Consider the following 25,366-nt stretch of genomic DNA (forward strand, 5'->3'; position numbering starts at 1 on the left):
ACCAAACGAAACTAAACCACACACCCAAAACCAACACAAATGAAACCTAATCGTAGAAAGTTTTTACAACAACTGGCCATTGGCTCCAGCGCGGTAGCGATGGGCCTGCCTGCTTTTTCAAAATCTCCTGCATCAGCTGAATCTTTATCAAATGAAACGCCCCTGCTTTATCCAAATACCAATGGCGCAAGATTTAATATGTCAGGTTATGCTGCACCGAAAATCGATAAAGTAAAGATCGGTTTCATCGGTCTGGGGATGCGTGGGCCAGGAGCAGTGAGTAGAATGTCCTTTATTGAAGGTGTCGAAATTAAAGCGCTCTGCGATAAACTACCAGCAAGAGCAACTGCAGCACAAAAATACCTGGAGAAAAAAGGGCTGCCTAAAGCAAAAGAATATTCCGGCGAGAACGGCTGGAAAGACATGATCAATAACGAAGACCTTGACCTGATTTATATCTGTACTCCATGGCATTTACATACGCCAATGGCTGTTTATGCAATGGAGCATGGCAAACATGCTGCTACAGAAGTTCCTGCGGCTTTAACTTTAGAGGAATGCTGGCAATTGGTAGAAACCTCTGAGCGTACTCGCAAGCATTGCATGATGCTGGAAAATTGCTGTTATGATTTCTTCGAAATGCTGACCCTTAATATGGTGCGTCAAGGTTTATTTGGTGAATTGATCCATGCAGAAGGCGCTTATATTCATGACCTTTTAGGATTAAATTTCGATAAGAATGGTTATGAAAACATGTGGAGATTAAAAGAAAATATTGACTTCAACGGGAATATCTATCCAACACATGGTTTAGGCCCGATTGCACAATGCATGAACATCAACAGAGGCGATAAAATGGACTATTTGGTGTCTATGTCTTCCAATGATTTCATGATGGGTGCCGAAGCGAAGAAAAAAGCGGAAAAAGACGCTTTCTTTAACCAGTTTGTAGGAAAGAACTTTAGAGGCAACATGAATACCACCACCATCAGAACCAATAAAGGGAAAACGATGATGCTGCAGCATGATGTAACTTCTCCACGCCCATACTCCAGAATTCACTTGTTGAGCGGTACGAAAGGTTTTGCCAGTAAATGGCCGGAACCAGAACGTATTGCTTTTGGAGAAGAATGGATAAAAGAAGCGGAAATGAAAAAATTATATGACGATTATACTCCTCCATTGATCAAACACGTTGGTGACATCGCTAAAAAAGTAGGTGGACACGGCGGAATGGACTTCATGATGGACTGGAGATTAATCGATTGTTTACGCAACGGTTTACCACTGGATCAGGATGTTTATGATGCTGCAGCATGGAGCTGTATTGTTCCATTGAGCAAGAAATCGGTAGCGAAAAGGTCTACAAGTATGGATATTCCTGATTTCACCAGAGGTAACTGGACAACAAACAAGCCTGTTAACCTTACTTTAGACGGTGGCGGCAATACGAAAGTCAGGGCAGCGAAGTAAAAAATAATCGTCATTACGATATCATAATGAATAGGCTGGGTTAGCGCAAACGTTTGTGTTAACCCAGTTTAATTTCTCTTTTCCTATCTTTGCAGCAATGAAGCTTGTGTTGCAAACCCCAAAATATCTGATAGTTATCGGTCTGGCAGTCTTTCTGTGCATCGCTGGCGTTACCTTTTTCACCGGCCGTTTTCTTGAGAAACGGATCAATACGATTGCTGATTTTGCAGGCACAAATGTGTACCGTCAGAAAGTACTGGTTTATCAGTATGAGTTCGGTAACATCTTTAAGGGCACGCAGGTAGCCGCCACACTTTTTCCTGAATTGAGAAAAGACATCAGCGAGGAGAGCCTGATGGAAACTCTGGGGACAGTATTAATGTCCGATGATAAAGTAAAAAAAGCCTGGTATGCCATCATTAAGGGAAAAGATACTTCTTTTGTCTACCTGATTCGTAATTCTGCTTCCTTTCAGAAAGTAGCCATGCCTAAATATGTAAAGAATTGGGCAAAGCAACAGTTTTTAGCCAATGATACCAGTAATGTGAGAGGGACGCAGACGCAGGTGTCTCCAGCTCTACATTTACTAACTGCCAGCAATACGGTAGAATCAGAGAGAGGTCGCCTCCTGACAGGTTTGGATGTAGACTTGATGGAATTGCAGCGTGCTTTTGCTTCTGTGGACGTAAAAGGGCAATCTTATGCGATAATTGTGGACGAAAACGGGATTTGTATCACCAGTCCTAATGAAAAGCAAATTGGTCAGCAGTTATTTCAACCTAAACAGGATACCCTCTTTAATCAGATCCATCCTTATGGAAGGACTAAACATCAAGTAGTCAAATCCGATTTTTTAGGAATGCCTGTGACCAGATATTATATTCCCAATGTGATCAATGGCTTGAACTGGACGATTATCGTCGATGTTCCGGTGATTGTGTTAGAGGAGGATTTTGAGGACATCAGGGCCTATTCTATTTACATGGGACTGATTTCTGTGAGCATTATCCTGGGTATGATCTGGCTGTACCAGCGAAAATGGCAAAAGGAATTTTTGCTACGCAGGGAGGTAGAAATCAACCGTCAGGAATTGCTGATGGATAAGCAGGCCTTACAACTCCTGGCAGAGACGCATGAAAAAGAGAATGCCATGCTGCAGCTGAGTAAATTAAAAGAAAAGGTGAATCCTCATTTTCTTTTCAACTCCCTCAGCTCCTTAAATGCATTGATTGCTGAGGACACCGAGCTTGCAAAAGCTTTCGTAGTGAAGCTTTCAAGAGTGTACCGTTATGTGTTGGAATCCTACCCTAGCGGGCTGGCTCCGGTAGCTGAAGAACTGCGTTTTATGAAGGAGTATTTCTTCCTGTTAAAGATCCGTTTCGGTGATGCACTGGCACCCCTGGATATCCAGATTGAAGACCGGTTATTCGAAGGTGAAATTCCATTTATGAGCTTGCAAACACTGATCGAAAATGCAGTTAAACACAACATCCTTTCTAAAGAAAAACCACTAAAAATCACCATTTCCAGTGACAAAAATACGATCATCGTGAGCAACAACCTCCAATTGCGTACAGATGTCAAAGATTCCGGAAAACAGGGTCTGAACTACCTGAAAAGTACGTATTCCTATTTTGGAAATCAAGGCTTTAACTACGGGATCGAACAGGAATACTTCAAATGTTATTTGCCAGTTTTACATTTAACTGAATAGTAATCAGGACACAATATTAAGTTAACAATAAAAATTTCACTCCTTAAAACTGCGCTTTCACTAAGTATATTGTACGAGTTCACTCCCGAAAATTTCATTATGTGCCAATTATCCCCCACTTTGGAACATGATTTTGAATAAGACTTCATTTTTTTTGGCTGTTTTAGCAGGCTTGTTTACTACACAAGTAAACGCACAAACTACTAAAAAATTTCCAACTAAAACCACTAAGAAAGTAGTAGCGGATACGCTAAAAAAGAAAAATGCTGCTGACACCACCAAAGGTAAGGAGCTGAAAAGTTATGCCGAGTTGTTAAAGAAAGCAACCACGGTGAATGGACTGTTTAAAGTCCACCAGGTAGAAACTGATTATTACTTTGAGATCCCCCTGAAGTATATGGGTAAGGATTTTTTAGTAGTCAACAAAATATCATCCGTACCATTGGCATTGAATGAGTCCGGATTAAACAAAGGGATGAACTTTGACAACAAAGTGATTCGCTTTTCACAAAATAAACTGGCGAAAACCATCTGGGTAAAAACCATCGTTCCTCAGGTAGAATCACCAGAAGGAGATGCGATCACCCGTTCCGTAAAAGACAACTTCATTGGTTCAGTGATTGAATCTTTCAAGATTGAAGCCTATAGCCCGGATTCATCCGCAGTAGTGGTTAAAATGAACAGGGTTTTTGACGGTACCGATAAAAGCTTTAATGATGTTTTTACCGATATTGGTTTAGGTACTGCACCGAAAAGTTCATTGTCAGCCATTGAGCAGATCAAAAGCTTCCCTCAAAATGTAGTAGTACGTGCACTATTGAGTACCAGAGTAACAGAAGGTCAAAACAGCATTCCAATTAGTGTAGCTGTAACGACTAATGTACTTTTATTACCGGAAAAACCGATGAAACCACGTTATGCAGACGATAGGGTAGGATTTTTTACCACACCAAGATGGTATTTCTCCGATACGCAGCATAAAATGGAGAAAAGGGAACTGTTAACCAGATGGAGAATGGAACCAAAAGCGGAAGACCGTGCCCGTTACCTTGCAGGTGAACTGGTAGAACCTGAAAAACCGATTATCTTTTATATTGACCCATCTACGCCTCCACAATGGAGAAAGCAAATCATTGCTGGTGTGGTAGACTGGCAAAAGGCTTTTGAAGCTGCAGGTTTCAAAAACGCGATTCAGGCAAGAGAAGTAAAAGATATTGCTGATTATGATGGTGATGACATCCGTTATTCGGAGATCACTTATGCAGCTTCGCCGAAATCCAATGCAATGGGCCCTGCAGTAATCGATCCGCGTTCCGGAGAAATCCTGGAATCAGATGTGATCTGGTGGCACAATGTAATGACTTCTCTGCAATCCTGGATGAGGGTTCAAACCGGAGTTATCGATGAAGGTGCAAGAGGAAATAAATTTACAGATGCACGTATGGCACATGCTATCCGCTTCGTATCTTCTCATGAAGTGGGTCATACTTTAGGCTTGAAACACAACATGGGCGCTTCGTTCTCTTTCCCGGTAGATTCTCTACGCTCGCCTTCCTTTACGGATCGCATGGGCGGAACAGCTTCTTCCATCATGGATTATGCACGTTTCAATTATGTAGCACAACCAGAAGATAAAGTAACGAGCATTACCCCAAAAATTGGTATATACGACAAATATGCGATCGCATGGGGATACCGCTGGTTAGATACCAAAGATCCACATGAGGAAATTCCAGTGTTGGCCAAATGGATTAAAGACCATGAAAATGATCCTTTATATTTCTATGGTGAGCAGCAAAGCTTAGTTGTAGATCCAAGGTCTCAATCAGAAGATTTAGGGGATGACGCTGTGAAGGCAAGTCGCTATGGTTTGTTAAACTTAAAACGTCTGATTCCTCAGATCACTACCTGGGCAGCAAATCCTGGCGAAGATTACTATCAGGCAGGGAAATTATACATGGCCGCCATTTTCCAATGGTTGACTTATGCAGAACACGTAACGGCAAATATTGGTGGTTACTATTTAGAGAAACCAGTAGCAGGTGATCAAAAGAATGCGTACACACCGGTTCCTAAAGCGATGCAGATCAAAGCGCTTGATTATTTGAAACAAGAGGTGATGGAAGTACCGGATTGGTTGTTCAACAAAGATTTATTAATGAAAACATTCCCGATTAAGGATTCTCCGGCAGGACCTTATGAGTATGGGCCATACAATGTAAGACGTGAATTCCAATATGGCATATTATATAGCCTGGTTAGTCAGGAACGTCTGCTGAGAATGATGGAAATGGAAGTATTGCTGGGTAAAGACAGCGTATACACCGCTAATGAATTGCTAAAAGAAGTAAGAGAGACGGTTTTCGCGAAAACTCAACGTGGAAAAACGCTTTCGATTACCGACCGCATGTTACAGCAAAATTACGTAGATGTATTATTGGTGAGCACCGACAAAATGTTGGAGAAAATCACTAAAACAGCTTTACAAGACAATAAATTAAAAATGCAAAATCAATTGCAAGTGTGTGATTTCAGTAATGATGGTAAATCAGTTGTAGGGGCTGAGGACACATCGTTGAGAAATATTCAGGTGAGTTCTATGAGCAGAACCTCTGATGTGGCAGCTGCGAAACGCAGTGAGTTGCTTCAGATTCTTACGATCCTGGAAAAAAACAAAGGCAGGGGAGATGATGCAACCAAAGGTCATTATATGGACTTAATCCTCCGGATTCGTCAAAGTCTTAGAATGAACTAATAACAACCAACAACTATAATATTTTAAAAAGGGGACAATGAACAAACAATTAATGCTAATACTAATCTTGCTGGGCTTCGGCTTTGCAGGTTTTAGTCAGACAACCACCACCATCACCGGACAGGTGCTTGATGAGAAAGATGGTTTGCCAATACCTGGCGCTTCGGTATTTGTAGACAATGCCATGATTGGCGAACAAACAGGTGTTCCTGGAGTGATTCAGAATTCGGTAGTGGGAACCGTAACTGATGGCGATGGTAAATTCATATTGAAAGTACCAGAAGGAACAAAAGCCTTAAGAGTTACTTACCTTGGGTATGAGTCTGCGCAAATCAATATCATCAATAAAACACATGTCAATGTGACTTTAAAGAACGCTGACAATACCCTGGGGGAGGTAGTGGTGAATGGTTATACTGATATAGCAAAGCGTAAAAATACAACGGCTACAGTAAAGCTGGACTATGACAAAGTGCGTCAGACTGGTGTTGCCGGTATCGACCAGATGTTAGAAGGACAGGTTGCTGGTGTTTCTGTTGGAAATATTACTGGTGGTCCTGGTGCTGCTCCGCAGATCAGAATCCGTGGTACAGTTTCCTTAAACGGTTCACAAGATCCGCTATGGGTATTGGACGGTCTGCCTTTAGACGGTACCAACTTGCCTAATACCATTGGAAAAGATGATATCGATCAATTGCGTAACCTCCCAATTGCAGGATTAAACCCTGATGATATCGCCGACATTACGATCCTTAAAGATGCTGCCGCTACCGCTATTTATGGCGCAAGAGCAGCAAACGGGGTAATCGTAATCACGACTAAAAAAGGTAAACAAGGTCCGATGTCGATCAACTTCTCTGCGAATTCATTCGTTTCACAGCGTCCGGATCTGGGTAAACTGGATCTGATGAATGCCACGGAGAAAGTAGATTTCGAATTGGGCATGGCTTCCAGATCAGATTTAACTTATAGAGATACACAAGGTGGCGTAGCCAGGATTCTAAACAAAAGCGGTGAATTGAATAAATTCAGAACTGGTGGTTTTTCTGCTTTATCTGCAGGCACTCAGGACGCGATTAATGGCTTAAGAGTACAAGGTACAGATTGGGGCAAAGAATTATACCAAAATGCCTTAAATCAGCAGTACACTTTAGGTTTGTCTGGTGGTTCTGAGCAAGCCACATATTACTTCTCTGGAGGTTATTACAATGAGCAAGGTACCACAAAGCAAACGGGATTAGAGCGTTACAACATGACCTTGAAAACCGATTATAAGATCTCACAAAAACTGAAAGCAGGCGTTGCGTTTTTTGGTTCCAAATCAAAACGTTCGAACTACTTCACAGATAGTGATGCTTTTACCAATCTAAGTACCTATACTAGAAATGTAAATCCTTATCAAACCGTAAGAGATGCTGCAGGTAATTTCAATTATGATCCTGATATTTTTGGAAATGTTGGTGGCGACGTATATGTGCCTTTTAACACGGTTGAAGAGCGTGAGAATACGCGTTATACTTTAAACAATAAAAGTGTGAAGACCATTATGGACCTGAGCTATCAGATCAATAAAAATCTGAACATCCGCACAGAATTAGGACTTCAGTTTGAAGATACAGGTGTGGAAAAATATGCTAGTCAGCAGTCTTACAACTTACGTAAACTTAAAGAAACGACTAGATTTTACAACTCAACCACCAAGAAATACGAATATTATCTGCCACAAGGTGGGATGATCTCCAACCAGAATAATTCCGCTTTCCAATACAATTGGAAGTCAATTTTGGAATACAAAAAAGTGTTTGCTGAAAAGCATGAAATTGAGGCATTGGCAGGTTCAGAACTAAGGAGAACTTATGATGAAGGTGTATTGACTAGAGGTTTTGGATATGACGACCGTACCTTAACCAGTCAGGCAATTGTGTTTAGAAATTCCAGTGACGCAACTAGAAGTGATTTACGTCCATACAAAAAGACGCAGTTAGAAAATAGGTATGCCTCTTTCTATGGTACTTTATCTTATACTTACGACAGAAAGTATACGCTTTACGGAAGTATCCGTTACGATGGATCTGATTTATTTGGGGTGGATCCTAAGTACAGATTCTTGCCGATCTATTCACTTTCAGGTGCATGGAATGCGAGTGAAGAGAAATTCATTAAAGATATTTCATGGATATCTAATCTTAGGGTACGTACTTCTTATGGTTTACAAGGTAATATTGACAAAAATACTACGCCGTATGTAGTAGGTGAATACGAACAAAGTGGTATCCTTCCGGGAGGAAATCAAAATACGATCGTAGTGACGCGTCCACCAAATAATAAGTTGAGATGGGAAAAAACCTCTACTTTTAACGCAGGAGTAGACTTTGGGATTTTGAACAATGCAGTTCAGGTGACCTTTGATTATTACAACCGTTTCAGTAAAGACTTAATTGGAATAGAAGAGCTGCAATTAGAGAATGGCTTTAACTATACCAGTTCAAATTTCTCTCAGATCAGAAACAAAGGGTTAGAGCTGACGATTTCTACAAGAAATATGAGCAGCAAGAATTTCCAATGGTATACTGATTTCAACATTGCGCACAACAAGAGCAAAGTAGTGAGAGAGAAAGTACGTGCAAACCAACTGAACCCATCTAAAGAAGGGTATCCTGTGAACGGACTATTTGTGATTAAAACTGCTGGATTAGATAAAGACGGCATTCCTCAGTTCAAAAATAAAGCCGGAAACATCGTTTCTTTGGAAGAGTTTTACCAATTGTATGACCCTTATGCAGATAATGAATGGTTAGCAGGTAATTACACCAATAGTGCTTTAAGCGATAAAGATTTCCAGAATTTATACACGTATGCTGGAAATGGAGACGCGGAATATACTGGTGGTATCACCAACCGTTTCCGTTATTCAAACTTTGACCTATCGATCTCTGCATTATTCAATATCAATAAATTGGTAAGAGAGCAGGCGCTTTATAACCCTGCACAGGTAGACCGCGGTAGAAACTACCCAAGAGCAATTCTTAATGCCTGGAGTCCAACAAATACGGGCAGTACTTTACCAGCAATCTATGGTGCTTCAACTAATCCTGATCGTTGGATGGCTTATACCTGGCAAAATGGAAATGACCCGGCAAATACTTATAAAGACATGGATATTTTCGTAAGAAACATGAGCTATGTACGTATCAATAGCATCCGCTTAGGCTATACTGTGCCTTCAAAAATTGCAGGAAAGGTAAAAGCGAATAGTTTAAGAGTGAGTGTGGAAGCAAGAAATCCTTTCGTGATCAGTACGAATTATAAAGGTTACTTCGATCCGGAAACTTATGGTAACATTTATTCACAACCGATCACTAGAAGTCTTTCTATTGGTCTTAATGCTAGTTTTTAATTCATAAGAAGATGAATAAGATCATAAAATTAAGCGCAGTTTTGTTGTTGATGGTATCGGCAAGCAGCTGCAAAAAATACCTTGATGTACAACCAGTAGGAAAAGTGATTCCGACTACAGTGGAAGATTTCAGAGCTTTACTAAACTCTGGTTATGCTCAATTTCCAAAGCATAAATCTAACCTGGCTTTTCGTACAGATGAGTTGTTGATGAACAATGATGAACCGAGTGCATCAATTTTTCGCGACCAGTATAAATGGAATGACGAAAACCCGGATCCAAATTCAAGAGAAATGCCTTATGGAAGTTTCTATACTTCTATTTTCTACACCAATTCTGTAATTGAGGAGATAGAAGCTAAAGCAGGTAAATCAGCAGCAACGGATCAAATTAAGGGAGAAGCTTATTTGCTTCGTGCTTATAACTATTTTGAGTTACTGAACTTGTATGCGAAATCTTTTAATTCTGCTACAGCAGGAACAGACCGTGGCGTGCCGATCTCGCTGACCATTAATCTTGAAGCTAACTATAAGCCTTCATCAGTGGAGGCGGTATATAGCCAGATTTTTTCTGACATTGCTGCTGGACAGGCTTTAGTAAATACCGATAACTTTGCAGCAGGATTAAACTATCGTTTTACTAAACGTGCAGCACTGGCTTTAACTGCAAGGGTTCATGAGTTTAGAGGAGAGTGGGCAAGCGCACTTAAAGCAAGCCAGGATGCTTTGGCGATGAACAATCAGTTGGAAGATTTAAATGCCGCTGGAGCCGTATCCCCAAATAACTACATTTCTAAAGAAAATATCATGTCGATGGAAGATACATTCAATGCAGATGTAAGTAGAAGTGCTTTCATGTCTCCACATTTGATTGGCATCTATGACCAGGTGAATGACAAGAGATTTGCTTTGTACTTTGGTAAAGCTGGAGGAGATTACGTTTCCATTAAAGGAAACAGCAATGCCTTCAAAACCTCTTTCCATAACTCGGAGCTTTACTTGATCCAGGCAGAAGCAGCCTTACAATTGAAGAACTTTTCTTTAGCACAAGAAAGTCTTTTGGCACTAAAAGCGAAACGTTATACGCCAGCTTATTTCGCTACAGAAAAAACACGTGTATTGGCATTGAACAACGATGATTTGATGCTGGATATCTTGAAAGAAAGAGAAAAAGAATTTGCATTGGAAGGTCATCGCTGGTATGATTTGAAACGTTACGGTCAGCCGGAATTGAAACATACAGTAAATGCTGAAGTATTTACCTTGTTGAAAAACGATCCAAGATATACCATTCGCTTCCCTCAGTCGGCAGTACAAGCAAATCCGAACCTTCAATAAGCATTAATCCTATAAAGAACGATATGTGCGGGTGATTAGCTCCGGTCTGTTTTACAGACCGGAGTTTTTTTTTACTTTTGCATCCAAGCAAGAAGAGGATGAAAGTAGCAATTATTGAGGATGAGGAGTTGGCAGCAGTTACGTTACGGAAAATACTGATTCAGTTAAACCCGGAGATTGAAGTGATGGCCACTTTAGCTACTGTTGAAGCTGCGGTAGAATGGCTCAGCAACCATACTCCTGACCTCTTGTTTATGGACATCCACCTCGGTGATGGCGAAAGCTTCCAGATCTTTGAACAGGTAGAAGTAGACTGTCCGGTGATCTTCACCACGGCCTACGATCAGTACACCCTGAAAGCTTTTAAAAATCAAGGCATTGATTACCTGCTCAAACCTTTTGATGAGGAAGACGTGGCCGCAGGGCTGGCTAAACTCAAAGGGATTCGAAAGATTTCTGATATTGGCCTTCCACAAATCAGCTACCAGACTTTAGGCCCCGCACCGAAAATCCGCAACCGCTTCATGGTGAAATTAGGAAAGCTGATCAAGACAGTACAGTCTGAGGATGTGGCTTACTTTATGGCAGAAGGTAAATACCTTTTCCTGGTCACGAACGACAAGCAGAATTACATCATCGAAGAAACGATCAGCAGTCTGGAACCCCAACTGGACAGCTCCGACTTTTTCCGCATCAACCGCAAATTTATCATTAACATCAAAGCCGTAAGGGAGATGTATAAGTTATCCAGGAACCGGGTAAGGATTGTATTGGAACCTGCACCGGTAGAAGGATTGGAAGTGGTGGTGAGTGAGGAAAGAGCAGAAGCTTTTAAAAACTGGCTTAATCAATAAAGGGCTAACCTATCGTTTTTAGGATTTCGAATAATCAGATGCGCTTCGTCTGGTCTTCTATTTTCTTTATCGACAGTGATCAGCTTAAAATTTTTAAGAATGTCTTTTCCTAAAAATAATGAAGTAATTAGAGGTGGTGCAATCAATGAAGCAGGTGGTGCAATAGGTGGTGCAATCATGATTGCAGAACAATTAAATGTTAATGAATCGGCGGTGTTAAAACACATAGAGATTATGAAAGTCAAAGGATATATTACTCGTATTGGTGGGACGAGAGGTCATTGGCAAGTTTTAATTTAATAAACCTACTGAATCAATAAAACCTGAACATTTTAGGTCGGTAAGGTATTTTTTATATACTTTTACCCCTGACCAAATATTACAATATCTTGCTGTAATCAGCAGTATATTTTGCGATAATAATAAAATGAACCACTTTAAACTCCTGCTTCTTGGCTTGCTGTTTTCCTTCATCGGAGCGACTGCGCAACAAAAAAGCATCAGCTTTAATCATCTGACCGTAGAGAATGGATTGTCGCAAAGCAGCGTGCTGTCTATTACACAGGATAGTCTGGGCTTCCTATGGTTTGGTACCAAAGACGGGCTAAATAAGTTCAATACTCAGAATTTCGAGATTTATAAATACCATAAAAAGGATAGCACTTCTTTAACGAGCAGCATGAACATCAATGCCCTGCTTACCGATAGCAAAGGGAATGTATGGGTGGGTACGCAAAAGGGCTTGAACTTATATCTGCCAAAAACCAATTCTTTTAAGCGTTTTCAATACCATGCCAGGCAAAAGAATAGCCTCAGCAATAACATCATCAGGAGTATATATGAAGACCGACAAGGTTTTATTTGGGTAGCCACAGATAGTGGATTGAACAAATTGGTAGCTCCGGATAAATTTGAGCGCTACATGACTTCTAGTGATCCGCAAAAAGGACCGGTACACCATTTGATCAAATCTGTTTATCAGGATCACAACAATGTGATGTGGGTGGGAACCCTTCAGGGCTTAACCAGTATGGTACTAAAGAATGGAAAATATGTTTGCCGTTCTTATGTACACGATAAAAACAGGGCGGAAAGTTTGAGCGATAACGACATCAGTTCCATTCTGGAAGACCATCGGCACAACTTATGGATTGGTACACATAGCGGCGGACTGGAGTTAATGGATCGCAGTACCGGTACTTTTAAGCATTTCCGCTTTAAGAACGGACAGCCCAATAGCATCAGCAGTAACGTAATCCGTAAAATGATGCAGGCAAAGGATGGCAAATTATGGGTGTCCACGCTAAATGGTATCAACATCATTGATGTAGATACTTATGCGATAAAAGTATTGAATCACCTTCCTGACGACCCTTCCAGCTTAAACCAGAATTCTATTTACGACTTAATGCAGGATGCCGCCGGTTCCATCTGGGTGGGTACTTATTATGGTGGCGTAAATGTGTACCATGTGAATTCGACACCTTTCCGGGAGTATAAATCGAAGATAGGGAAAAACGGACTCAGCAGTAATGTGGTCAGTTCTATCGTAGAAGATTCTAAAAATAACCTTTGGATAGGAACGGAAGCGGAGGGACTCAATTATTATGATCGTGCTTCCGGTAAGTTTACGAGTTTCAGACATGACCCTGAAGATCCTTCTTCACTCAGTTCTACCCTGGTGAAAGCTGTTTCTATAGACCATAAAGGGAAAGTTTGGGTGGGTACCTATGAAGGTGGACTGGATTTGTATCAACCCGCTACAAAGAACTTCCGTCATTATGCGGCGAACCCAGCAAATCCTAAGGCTTTAAATTCTGGCCGGATCATTTCTTTATTGCATGACCGACAGCAGCGCTTCTGGATCGGAACCCGTGCCAATGGCCTTTTCCTTTACAATGAAAAAACAGACGACTTTTCTCCGTTTTCGGGAATTAATGACAAGCATGATTTAAAAGTAGTGCGTTACTTATTTCAGGATTCTAAGAACAATGTCTGGATTTGCTGTAATTCGGGAACCTATATTCTGGAGCCCAATAGTACAAAGGTCAGGAAGTTTAAGAACAATGACGACCGGATGCAGTTCAACGATATCAATTTTGTGCAGGAGGATTCACATGGTTATATCTGGCTGGGCGGCTATGAATCCGGGCTGACCCGCTATCAGCCTCAAAATAAAACCATCCGTTCTTTTAAGAAGGAAGATGGCTTGCCGAGCAATGTGGTACTGGGGATGTTGGAAGATGATAAAGGGAACCTTTGGATCAGTACCGACAATGGCCTGTCGAAATTTGACCGCAAGACTTTTAAAACGTATACAGTAAGGGATGGCCTTCCAGGGAATGTGTTCAATTATAACTCTTTCTTTAAAGACAGTAAAGGAGAGTTTTTCTTCGGTGGATTTAATGGTCTGGTCAGCTTCTTCCCTGATCAGATTAAAGACAATAACCGGGTGCCGAAAGTGGTGTTTACACGCCTTAAGCTTTTTAATAAGCCAATCAGCATCAATGATGAGACTGAACTGCTGAAAGAAAATATCAGCCTGACCAAAGAACTTACTTTTTCTTACCATCAGAATATTTTTACGGTAGACTTTGCCGTGCTCAATTATATCAAGTCGGAGAAGAACAGGTATGCTTACAAATTGGAAGGTTTTGAAAAAGATTGGAATTATGTGAGCAGTCCCTCTGCCACTTTTACCAATTTGCCCTCGGGCACTTATACTTTATTGATCCGTGGTTCTAACAATGATGGGGTCTGGAATCCAGTACCTACTAAACTCCTGATCCATGTGAACCCGCCTTTATGGAAAACCTGGTGGGCATACCTGATTTATTTATCAGCTTTCCTGGGGCTGTTGTTTTTGTTCTCGCGCTTCCTTTGGATCCGGGCCCTGCTGAAAAGAGAACAGGATGTATATCAAATGAAACTTGATTTCTTTACCAATGTTTCCCATGAGATCAGAACACCGCTGACCTTAATTGAGGGGCCTTTAGAAACGCTGATCAATGAGACTCAGGAATCGCCGGTATTGAATCGGAAATTGCTGACAGTGAGAAGGAATGCAGGCCGTTTAACGAGATTGGTAAATGAGCTGCTGGATTTTAGAAAGGCAGAATCAGGAAAACTGCGCCTCAACATCTCACCGGGTAATATTGTCGGCTTTGCCAAAGAGATCTACCTTTCTTTTACAGATTTGGCCATCAAACAGCATATCGATTATCAGTTCTTGTCGGACGAAGCAGAGATTGAGGTTTATTTCGACAATGAACAGTTGGAAAAGGTCTTGTATAACCTCTTGTCAAATGCCTTTAAATGTACACCAGATGGTGGGATGATCCGTTTGTCGGTCTTAAAAACTAATGACGGTTTTGTAGAAATCCGCACCTGTGACAACGGTAAAGGGATTCCAGAAGAAAGCAGGGATAAGCTGTTTACGAATTTCTACCAGGTCAAAGATCCGCTTTCCAGAAATAGCGGGACAGGAATAGGACTGGCGCTTTCTAAAAAGATTGCAGAACTCCACCATGGGAACCTGTTCTTAGCGGAACAAAAAGATATTCCTGAGGCGGGCATTCGCACCTGCTTTTGCTTGAAGCTGAAATTAGGGCAGGAACATTTTTCAAAAGAAGAGCTGGTACAAGATTTTCTTAATTCTGAGAACCCGGCACATTATCAGGCTTCGGATACAGCTATGGAGGAACAGTTGGTTCAAATGCCATCCGTAGAAAGCGGAGATGCGGATGAGCAGATCACGATTTTGATTGTAGAAGATAACCATGAGGTCAGAGATTTTATTGTACAGTCTTTACGGCCGTTTTATATCGTGTTGGAAGCGGAAAATGGGGCTTTAGGCCTGGAGATCGCGATAGAAAAAATACCTGATTTGATTGTGAGTGATGTGATGATGCCGGTGATGGATGGCTTAGAGCTGTGCCGGACTTTGAAAACCGATGTCAGGACCAGCCATATTCCAGTCATCCTGTTAACTGCAAGGACGGGGAATATCCATGAAGTGAACGGTTTGAAAACGGGAGCTGAGGCTTACCTCACCAAACCTTTCAGCATCAGCAGTCTGCAGCTGACCATCTCGAATCTGCTCATGCTGCAAGCCAATATGAGGCGGAAGTTTAGTCAGCAGATTACCCTGCAGCCCGCAAATATTTTAATTGAGTCTTCCGACGAAGAATTCCTAAACAAAGTTATGGCCCTGATTGAGGATAATTTTACAACGCCGGAGTTTAGCGTAAACACCCTGGCTTCGGAGCTGGGTATGAGCACACCTATTCTTTATAAAAAGATAAAAGTATTGACCGGTTTAACCGTGAATAACTTCCTGAAATCTGTCCGCCTGAAAAGAGCGGCGCAACTCCTCCGACAAAAGGTGTACACCGTTTATGAAGTGGCCTACCTCGTAGGTTTTAGTGACCCCAAATATTTCAGTAAAGAATTTGTGAAACAGTTTGGCAGAACCCCTTCTGATTATGCTGTCGGAGAATAATTCCAGGTTATTTAAGAATTTCCCCCTTTATAATTAAGAATTTCACCCCTCAGAGATGCGCAGGAGCGCTACATTAGCAAAACCAAGTATAATTTATCTGTAAGACCAATTGATCTGATGAACGAGTATTCTATGATTTCTTGTCCTGTATTTCCTAACTGTGGGAATGTTTTTCAGGATTCCTCATTTCTGTTATGCACTAGCGTTAGCGCTGGTCATGACCAGACTGTATCCTTCGTATTTCAAATAAATGTGCTGGTAGCGCCTCTAGGATTCTAACTAAATAACTATTGATTATGAAAGCACAATTACTAAAAGTATCGATGGCTCCTGCTCAATCATTTAGTGTCAGACAGGATGTCGAACCATTTGTCAACAATAAATGGCATTACCATCAGGAACTGGAATTGATTTACTTTAATGAAGGAAAGGGAACCCAGTTTATCGGGGATAACATTCAATCATTTGATTCGGGAGACATCATTCTGGTAGGGGCGCATTTGCCGCATTACTGGAGATTTGAGGATGCCTATTTTGAAGGTGGCGAAAAAAGCGGTACTGCAGATGTCAAGGTTGCTCATTTTAGTGAAGACCTTTGGGGAGATTTCTTTTTGAACCTGCCAGAAAATAAAGCCCTAAAAGATGTGATGGAGAAATCCAAAAGAGGAGTGAAGGTAAAGGGGAAAAATAAAGAAATGGTAGCGGCATTACTTACCCGCATGCTGGAAGCAGAAGGAACGGAAAGGATCATCATGCTGATGCAGGCTTTACTGGAAATCGCTAAATGCACTGAACTGGAAACGCTGGCTTCCGTTGGGTTTCAGTACGACCTGGAGCAGGTAGAGAAAGACCGCATCAGTGACATTTATGAATATACTTATGCCAATTTCAGGAATAAGATCTGTCTGGAGGAAATTGCTGATGTAGCCAAGATCAGCCCGAATTCTTTCTGCCGTTATTTTAAATCGCGCACGCGAAAAACCTATTCTCAGTTTCTGACAGAGATCAAAGTAGGGCAGGCCTGCAAGCTTTTAATTGAAGCACACCTCAACCTCAAACAAATCTGCTACAATAGTGGCTTTAATAATTTTGCCAGTTTCCATAAGTGTTTTAAAAAAGTAACCGGGAAAAGTCCCCTCTGTTATCAGCGGGAATTTGTAACCGAATATATCAACTAAACAGGAGCCAATTCTGTTGACAACTACGCCAAACCAACCGACTGATTCCTAAAAAATAATCCGTCCCTTAGATCAACCAAAATAAACTTAAACGAATAATAATGAAAATGACCACCACTACTACAAAGCGCCATAGGGGATATATGGCTTTGCCCTCCTGACCAGCATGATGACCGGATTCCCGGAATAATTAGCTGAAGATCAATTAAAGTATTTACTCATTTTTAAAACTGAAGTATGAAGGAAATTTATACTATGAACCTCTATTTGTCTGACAAATGGAACTTGTGCACGATCAGGAAGGTTGGCGTCATCATTTTACTAGCCCTCGGGATGTTATTTTCCCCCTCCGCGTATGCACAAACAATTAAAGTAAAAGGCGTGGTGAAGGATGATAAAGGGGTGCCGCTTCCAGGGGTGGGCGTCAAAATTAAAGGGACTTCCACGGGTACTTCTACCAATGGGGATGGTCTTTACAACATTACAGTACCCAGCTCATCAGCGGTATTGGTGTTTAGTTATATCGGCTATATGCCTCAGGAAGCTACAGTAGGCAGTAAAACTACGGTAAACATTAGCCTGAAAGAAGATTTTTCTGATCTGGAGGAAATTGTAGTGACGGGTTATGGCGGGGTGGCCAGAAAGAAAGACCTTACCGGTGCCAGTTCTTCTGTGAATGAGAAAGCAATTAAAGAACGTCAGCCAATTAACCTTTTTGATGCTTTGCAAGGCCAGGCAGCAGGGGTTTTAATTGTGAATGATGGCGGTGGTGCCCCAGGTGCTACAGGTTCTATCCAGATTCGCGGTACTTCTACTTTGAATGGTGGAAATGGTCCTTTATATGTAGTAGATGGGGTGATCGACGAGAATGGTGCGAATATCAATCCTGCCGATATGGCCAATATAGAAGTCTTGAAAGATGCGGCATCAGCCTCCATCTATGGTTCACGTGCCGCAAACGGGGTAATTTTAATTACCACCAAAAGAGGACAGGAAGGAAAACCTTCAATCGATGTGACCTATAATCACGTATTTGGACGTTTAGCCCATAGCATTCCAATCAGTAATTCGGCGGAAGTACGTGCATTTAGAGCGATTCAAGGCAGAACGAATGCCACAGATTCCCTGAATCCAAGTTTCAATGCAGATAATGACCTGCAGGATATCTTATTAGGTAACCTGGCTCAAAAGAAAGAAGTTAAATTGGGAATTAGTGGTGCCCAAAAAGGATTGAACTATTATACCAGTTTAAATTACCTGGATGATCAATCTATCATTAAAAATAGCTGGGCGAAACGCTTACAGTCGAGGATAAATATCGGCTATCAGATCTCCCCAAAATTAAAATATTCAAATAATGTGTCCTTTGGCTGGTCGAAAGGAAATGCAATTCCAGTGGGAAATACGATAAAGGTTGTCGTAGACCGACCTGCTTATTCCTTGCTTTACTATCCTGACGGAACATTAACCAGTTATATCGCTTCAAAAAGAAATCCAATTGCCCAGGCTTTATATGAGCGGGATGAGGACGAAGTGTATTCTGCACAATTGAATAACCAGCTGGATTATTCCTTTACAAATGAACTGAAGTTTACGACCTTATTTAACGCAAAACTCGATAATGCCCAGAATATGTATTTTTCGCCAAGGATCATTTCAGCGAATAAAGATCAGAACTCTGGTAAAAATGAAATGAACAAAACATTCAGGTATGAATACCAGGCTTTTGTGAACTACAACAGAACTGTGTTAACCGACCATACTTTTTCTGCTTTGCTGGGCTTTAGTGCAGACAGAAGAAAGTTTGATCGCGTCCATACGGAGTATCAAAACAGTGTAAATGAGGCAGTTTTCGTGACGCTTCCTGATTACCTGACGGCCTCTAAAAGTTACACAGATGGAACGGCAAATTCTACGGCTTCTATCTTTAGCAGATTAGGCTACAATTATAAAGGACGCTATATTTTACAAGGAACCTATCGTAGAGATGGATCTTCAAGATTCGGATCAGAAAACCGCTGGGGTAATTTCTTCTCTGCTTCTGCAGCATGGCGTTTCTCTGATGAGAAATTTATGAGCTTTGCAAAACCTTACCTGGAAGATGCAAAACTTCGTTACAGTTTTGGTCAGCTAGGAAACGATAAAATCGGAGATTACGAGTCTTATACCAAATTCGGATTTGCAGGAAACTATAATGGCATTGGTGCTGCAGTACCAATCTCAAATTTCGGTAATCCTTACATCAAATGGGAAACCACTACACAGAACAATATCGGAATGGACCTGAGTTTCTTCAAGGGAAGGTTAGGCATCACCGCTGATTATTATGTGAAAGAAACCAGTAACCTATTGTACCCAAAAGAACTTTCTAAAGAAACAGGATATAGTACGGTGCTGGTGAATGTAGGAACCATACAGTCAAAAGGTTTTGAGTTTGTAGCCACAGGAACACCAATAGCCACAAAGAATTTTGAATGGAACATCATGGGTAACATCACCTTTGAACGTGGAACAGTAAAGAAACTTGCAGGCGGTATTCCATTATTTGTGGGTAATAAATGGTATGTAGAAGAGGGTGGTAAAATTGGTAATTTCTATGGTTGGAAAAACCTGGGTGTTTACCAGTGGAATGAATCAAATGCTTACGATGAAAACTGGAAAAAACTAACCTTAGTATTAGAGAATGGACAGCCTAAAATTGAGAATGGTAAAGCGGTTTATACTTCAGATGGACAGCCATATACTGGAAATGTGTTGAGTAAAAGGGCACCGGATGGTAAATTAAAAGGTGGTGATGCAGAGTGGGAAGAGGTAAAAGCCGATGGGGTAATTGATGATGAAGATCGCCAGATCCTGGGTAATGCGACTCCTGATTTCTATCTGGGTGTGACGAACAATTTCCGTTATAAAAATATAGCCTTGTCCTTTACGTTCAATGGTTCATTTGGCGGCGAAGTATACAATAGCCTTTTACAATCACAGAATAATCCTTCCAATACTGGTGCCGGATCTCCGGATATGGTTTACAATTCCTGGAGAAAGCCTGGCGATATTGCCAAATACCCTTATTATATCGAGAAGAATAACCGTGGAAACCTGAAAACTAATCAGAACAGCTTGTACGTAGAAGATGCATCTTTCTTTAGGTTATCGAGCGCACGCTTGTCGTACCAACTCAATGAAAAATGGTCAAAAACCGTTGGCATGAGAAGGATCAGTACCTATATATATGGTACCAATTTATTAACCTGGACCAATTACCGCGGTTATGATCCTGAGTTTAGCACCAACAACCCTTTAACCCCGGGTGATGACGTTGGTAAATATCCAAGAAGAAGAGAGTTTGGTTTAGGTATCAATGTTAATTTCTAATAAGATGATGATGAAAAAGATAATCGCGATGTCTGCTTTAGGCGCAGCGTTGTTACTGGGTGGCTGTAAAAAGTTTTTAGATGAAAGACCTTTCAATCAGGTACCCTTAGCGGATTTTTATAAAAACAGATATGATGTGGAAGCTGCAGTTGCAGGGATGTATTCTGGCTTTCAGCAGGAAATGGTGGGTAAAGACCAGTACACAGAAAAATATATGTATTGGGGAGAATACCGTTCTGATAATTTCGACAGGTTTCTGATCTATACTAAAGATTTTGTGGATGAGGTAGTGCTGAATAGTTTAACACCAACCAATCAATTTTCGGATTGGACCGGACTATATTCGGTGATCGGCAGAGCCAATAATAATATTAAATATATTCCGCTGACTGCAAATCTGGACCCGCTGCTTACACCAGCGATGGTGAATAGCTACCTTTCCCAAACTTATGCCATGCGAGCCATGAGTTATTTTTACCTGGTTAGGGTTTGGGGCGATGCAGTGGTCAGACTGGAACCTTTTGAAAGTCTGGATGCTGTTTCTGAAGAACCCCGGGTTGCTAAAGATAAGGTGATCAATGAAGTGATCATTCCTGATCTCCAGAAAGCTTATGACCTGGTAAAAAAAGGCGACAAGCCTGTGGTATTCAATATTGGTGAAGCAGCGATCTGCGCCACAATGGCTGATGTGTACATGTGGAAGAAAGATTATCCAAATGCCATCAAATGGATCAAGCTTTTATTTGCTGCTAAAGGACCTACAGGAGCATTATATACCGGCGCTAGTGAAGCGAATTTACAGCCTTCTGCCACCTGGAAAAATATGTTTACTGCACCTGCAAGTAGTATGGAGTCGATATGGAGCATCCACTGGGATTACCAGAAAAATGGCTGTGCCTGTATGCAGACTTCATGGACTTCCAATAACAAACAGATTTCCATTGATGAAGGCATCTATGCCACCTGGTTTCAGCCACAAGTATCGGCGACCACCAGGACTACAGATATCAGACCAAGACAAACAGCAGATGTGTTTTTTGGAGGGACAAAACCTAACAGGGATCGTTTTGTGAAATGGTATCCTACTGCTGCTAATCCTACTGCTGCAGATCCATGGCCAGCGAGCAATCAATTGCTGCCAGTGTATTTGACGATGTATCGCCTGGGTGATATTTACCTATTGTATGCGGAAGCATTGAATGCAACAGGCGATTTACCAAATGCGTTAAAATACTTAAACTATGTACGTAAGCGTGCAGTGGTGCCTGAGTACCTGCCTACCGATCCTTTGGTATCCAATCAAATTGCAATGGAGAATGCCATCCTGAACGAAAGACAGCTCGAGTTGTTTGGCGAAGGGAAAAGATGGTTCGACCTGGTTCGTACCAATCATGTGAAAGCAGTGATGGATCCAATTCTTAAACGAAGACAAACGGCTGCCGGAAATATAGATGCCCCAGGATTTTTGAATCCTGAAAATAAAGTCTACTGGCCCTTACATAGAAATGTGCTGAACTCTAATTCTAAATTAAACCAAAATCCTGGTTACACCGATTAATCAACAGACCATGAATAAGATCAATAGATTACTGAAAAGGTACGCCTTCTTATTGCTGCTCCCATTAACAGGATGCACGTTGTTCGATATGGAACTACAAAAGAAATACGATTATAATCCTCAAACACTGGATCCGAACATCCATATTTCGGCTAGAAAGTTCTTAGAAGACCGTTCTTATGAAAGTCCGGCTAACCGTAGTGATACGGTTTTTAAATGGATGAGAAAGGGTTTGGAATATGCAGAGATCGACCTTGCTGCCTATGAAAAACAAGGAATGACTTTCATGTTTCTTCACAATGATGCCATCCGGGTTTGGGATGCCAAAACGAATAAGGTGACTGGAGGAATGTGGTTTGATTTCCCGATTATCACTTTGGTTCCAGGTACAGAGACGATTGCAACAAGTCGGCCAGCCACAAAATGGTCGGATTATCCTAAAGCTGATGTGAGGAATTATTTTCTTTACCTGATGCTGCAAGGGACTTATAATTTCAATAACCTCCGTTTAACACCTGTAGATGCACAAACCATGCTGCCTCCGGGAACATTGGCCACTAAATCTTCTCTGCTGGGCTTTATGAATGGAGGGAAAGGATTTGATCAGGAAGGTAAAATGAGTTTATCCATTCTGAACAATGATGACCTTGCACCATTGGTGATTAATAAATTGACGAAAAACAGATCCGGTGGTTATGTGACCACAAATGCCATTGTTCATGTATATGGCGCCACAGTTTTCCCTTATCGACCAGAATAAAATTTATGAGAAGAATAGCTTTAGTCTTTTTTTGCACGATCCTGTTTAATAATGTATTTGCACAGCAAAGTCAGCGTTTAACCCAAAACTGGGAATTTCTGAAGGGTGATCTTGGTGGTATTTATGAAGCCATCAGGCCGGTGAAAGCCGGGAATCCTGAAAGTGTCCCGGTATGGGAGCAAGTCGTTCTCCCACATTGTTTCAATGCGAAGGATGCCGTTACTCCCGATGTCAACTATTACCAGGGACCGGGTTGGTACCGGACGCAGCTGACGATCAGCAATCCTTATAAAAATGGGCGTACACTTCTTCATTTTGAAGGAGCAGGGCAGAAGACTAAAGTTTATGTCTACGATGTTTTAGTAGCCGAGCATGTGGGCGGTTACGATGAATGGACGGCCGATATTACCGATGCGGTAGCGGCTTTCCGTAAAAAACCTTTATTTGAAAAACAGTTTAAAGGAAAGATCCCGGTAGAAATCCGTTCGGACAACTCCCGGGATCTTGAAATGATCCCTTCGGATCTTTCAGATTTTAATGTGTATGGCGGTTTATACCGTTACCTGAACCTTGTTTATGTGCCGCAGGTATCCGCAGAGAAGATTTTTGCTGAGGCAAGTGTGGACGCAAAAGGCGCGTTAGGGAGTTTAAAGATCAGTTCGCAATTGTTAAATCCGGATGGGGTCGATACGGTGTTGGTGAAATTCCAGGTCAAAGACCCTCAGGGGAAATTGGTGGCTTCTTTTAATAAACAATGGAAAGCATTTTATGGGAAAAAAGCGCTTTGGGAAACTTCGCTGAAGAAACCGCAGTTATGGTCTACCGAGCATCCAAACCTGTATACCGTAGAAATGAGCATTACTGCGAATGGACTGACCTCAGTTCATTCAGAAAAAATAGGATTCAGAAACTTTGAGTTTGTTAAAAAAGGACCTTTTATGCTGAATGGCAAAAGGTTTTTATTAAGAGGTACGCACCGTCATGAAGACCATGCAGGCGTAGCAGCAGCGATGACAGAAGATCAGATCCGCGAGGAAATGGTGCTGATGAAAAGTATGGGCGTTAATTTTATCCGCCTCGGTCATTACCAGCAATCCAGAATTGTACTGGATTTATGTGACAGTTTAGGGATTTTAGTATGGGAAGAGATTCCCTGGTGTCGTGGTGGTTTAGGTGGCGAAAGCTACAAAAATCAGGCGCGTACCATGCTCCGCAATATGGTGGAGCAGCATTATAACCATCCCTCGATCATCATCTGGGGAATGGGGAATGAAAATGATTGGCCGGGAGATTTCTCGGAGTTTGATCAGCATAAGATCAGGGAGTTCATGAAAGAACTGAACGACCTTTCACACGTACTGGATCCTTCCAGAAAAACAGCGATCAGAAGATGTGATTTCTGTAAAGACATTGTAGACGTTTACTCGCCTTCGATCTGGGCAGGTTGGTATCGTGGGATTTACACTGAATATAAAGAAGTATCTAAGCAGGAATTTGATAAAGTAGACCACTTCCTTCATGTGGAATGGGGAGGGGATAGCCATGCAGGCAGACATTCGGAAAGTCCGGATAATGCTTTGAGTTTGGTCACTAAAGGTAAGGGTGCTGATGAGCGTGCAGGTGATGCCTCGTTATTTGGCGGCAGTGCCCGTGTTTCTAAAGACGGTGATTGGAGCGAAAGTTATATCGTAAACCTGATCGACTGGCATTTGAAAGAGCAGGAAACCATGCCTTGGCTGACTGGTGCTGCTTACTGGCCGTTTAAAGATTTTTCTACGCCTGTCCGTCCGGATAATCCGGTTCCTTATATGAACCAAAAAGGGGTGGTTGAACGTGATTTCACTAAAAAAGAAGCGTTTTATGTGTTCCAGTCGTACTGGACAACAGCGCCGATGATCCATATTTATGGTCATTCCTGGCCGGTAAGATGGGGTGATGCTGCAGAAGAGAAAATGGTGAAAGTATATGCAAACCTGGATGAAGTAGAACTCTTCCTGAACGGTAAAAGCATAGGCAAGAGAAAAAGAAATAGCCAGGACTTTCCTGCTGCCGGTTTGAGGTGGATGGTCAACTTTAAAGAAGGTCAGAATACCATTAAAGCAGTAGGTAAAAAAGATGGAAAGGTGTTTACAGATGAGATCACACAAGAATATCAAACGGCAAAATGGGATAAACCCGCAAAAATGATACTGGAAAAGGTGTCTCAAAAGGATGGGATAGCCACGATTCAGGTTAAAGTATTAGACAAGAATAATATCTTGTGTTTGGATGCGCAGAACTATATCAGCTTTGGCATCACCGGCGACGGTACTTTAATCGATGATTTGGGAACTGCCCGCGGTTCGAGAAAAGTACAGCTTGGAAACGGATCTGCAGAGATCAGCATCAAAATGAATAAAGGAAAGAGTGTAGCGAGCGTAAAAGCCGATGGACTGTCTTCCGCATTTTTGGAAATAAACGAATAGAA

General features: G+C 41.6%; 13 protein-coding genes. All 13 read left to right on the forward strand.

Going from position 1 to position 25,366, the window contains the following annotated elements; all coding sequences use genetic code 11:
• Positions 1–39 precede the first annotated feature (39 nt).
• The 13 genes from K7X70_RS07455 (at position 40) to K7X70_RS07515 (ending at position 25,364) form a co-directional block, all read left to right on the forward strand.
• Positions 40–1,473 (forward strand): Gfo/Idh/MocA family protein, encoded by a 1,434-nt coding sequence (locus K7X70_RS07455; RefSeq protein WP_222536445.1) that lies wholly within the window; start codon positions 40–42, stop codon positions 1,471–1,473.
• Between the two features lie 97 nt (positions 1,474–1,570).
• Positions 1,571–3,187, forward strand: a complete 1,617-nt coding sequence (locus tag K7X70_RS07460) for a sensor histidine kinase (protein ID WP_222536446.1) — start codon at positions 1,571–1,573, stop codon at positions 3,185–3,187.
• Between the two features lie 154 nt (positions 3,188–3,341).
• Complete coding sequence (locus tag K7X70_RS07465; RefSeq protein ID WP_255606962.1) at positions 3,342–5,942, forward strand: zinc-dependent metalloprotease; 2,601 nt, start codon at positions 3,342–3,344, stop codon at positions 5,940–5,942.
• Positions 5,943–5,979: 37 nt separating this feature from the next.
• On the forward strand, positions 5,980–9,339 hold the full coding sequence (locus K7X70_RS07470; RefSeq protein ID WP_222536448.1) for a SusC/RagA family TonB-linked outer membrane protein: 3,360 nt from the start codon (positions 5,980–5,982) through the stop codon (positions 9,337–9,339).
• Positions 9,340–9,350: 11 nt separating this feature from the next.
• Positions 9,351–10,676 carry a RagB/SusD family nutrient uptake outer membrane protein gene (locus K7X70_RS07475; protein WP_222536449.1) on the forward strand — a complete coding sequence of 442 codons (1,326 nt, stop codon included), beginning with the start codon at positions 9,351–9,353 and terminating at the stop codon, positions 10,674–10,676.
• Between the two features lie 98 nt (positions 10,677–10,774).
• On the forward strand, positions 10,775–11,530 hold the full coding sequence (locus K7X70_RS07480; RefSeq protein ID WP_222536450.1) for a LytR/AlgR family response regulator transcription factor: 756 nt from the start codon (positions 10,775–10,777) through the stop codon (positions 11,528–11,530).
• Between the two features lie 99 nt (positions 11,531–11,629).
• Positions 11,630–11,830, forward strand: coding sequence for a hypothetical protein (locus K7X70_RS07485; RefSeq protein ID WP_222536451.1), 201 nt, complete (start codon positions 11,630–11,632; stop codon positions 11,828–11,830).
• 127 nt (positions 11,831–11,957) lie between these two features.
• Positions 11,958–16,031: a hybrid sensor histidine kinase/response regulator transcription factor gene (locus tag K7X70_RS07490; RefSeq protein ID WP_222536452.1), complete on the forward strand. Its 4,074-nt coding sequence runs from the start codon at positions 11,958–11,960 to the stop codon at positions 16,029–16,031.
• A gap of 296 nt (positions 16,032–16,327) precedes the next feature.
• Entirely contained in the window at positions 16,328–17,209 is an 882-nt protein-coding gene (locus K7X70_RS07495) for an AraC family transcriptional regulator (protein WP_222536453.1), read from the forward strand.
• A 237-nt stretch (positions 17,210–17,446) separates the two neighbouring features.
• Positions 17,447–20,581, forward strand: coding sequence for a SusC/RagA family TonB-linked outer membrane protein (locus tag K7X70_RS07500; protein ID WP_222536454.1), 3,135 nt, complete (start codon positions 17,447–17,449; stop codon positions 20,579–20,581).
• A gap of 10 nt (positions 20,582–20,591) precedes the next feature.
• Positions 20,592–22,139 (forward strand): RagB/SusD family nutrient uptake outer membrane protein, encoded by a 1,548-nt coding sequence (locus K7X70_RS07505; protein WP_222536455.1) that lies wholly within the window; start codon positions 20,592–20,594, stop codon positions 22,137–22,139.
• A gap of 10 nt (positions 22,140–22,149) precedes the next feature.
• Positions 22,150–22,899 (forward strand): hypothetical protein, encoded by a 750-nt coding sequence (locus K7X70_RS07510; protein WP_222536456.1) that lies wholly within the window; start codon positions 22,150–22,152, stop codon positions 22,897–22,899.
• 5 nt (positions 22,900–22,904) lie between these two features.
• Positions 22,905–25,364 carry a glycoside hydrolase family 2 protein gene (locus tag K7X70_RS07515; protein ID WP_222536457.1) on the forward strand — a complete coding sequence of 820 codons (2,460 nt, stop codon included), beginning with the start codon at positions 22,905–22,907 and terminating at the stop codon, positions 25,362–25,364.
• Positions 25,365–25,366: the final 2 nt, after the last annotated feature.

It is taken from the genome of Pedobacter polysacchareus (assembly GCF_019802255.1).
Taxonomy (GTDB): Bacteria; Bacteroidota; Bacteroidia; order Sphingobacteriales; family Sphingobacteriaceae; genus Pedobacter; species Pedobacter polysacchareus.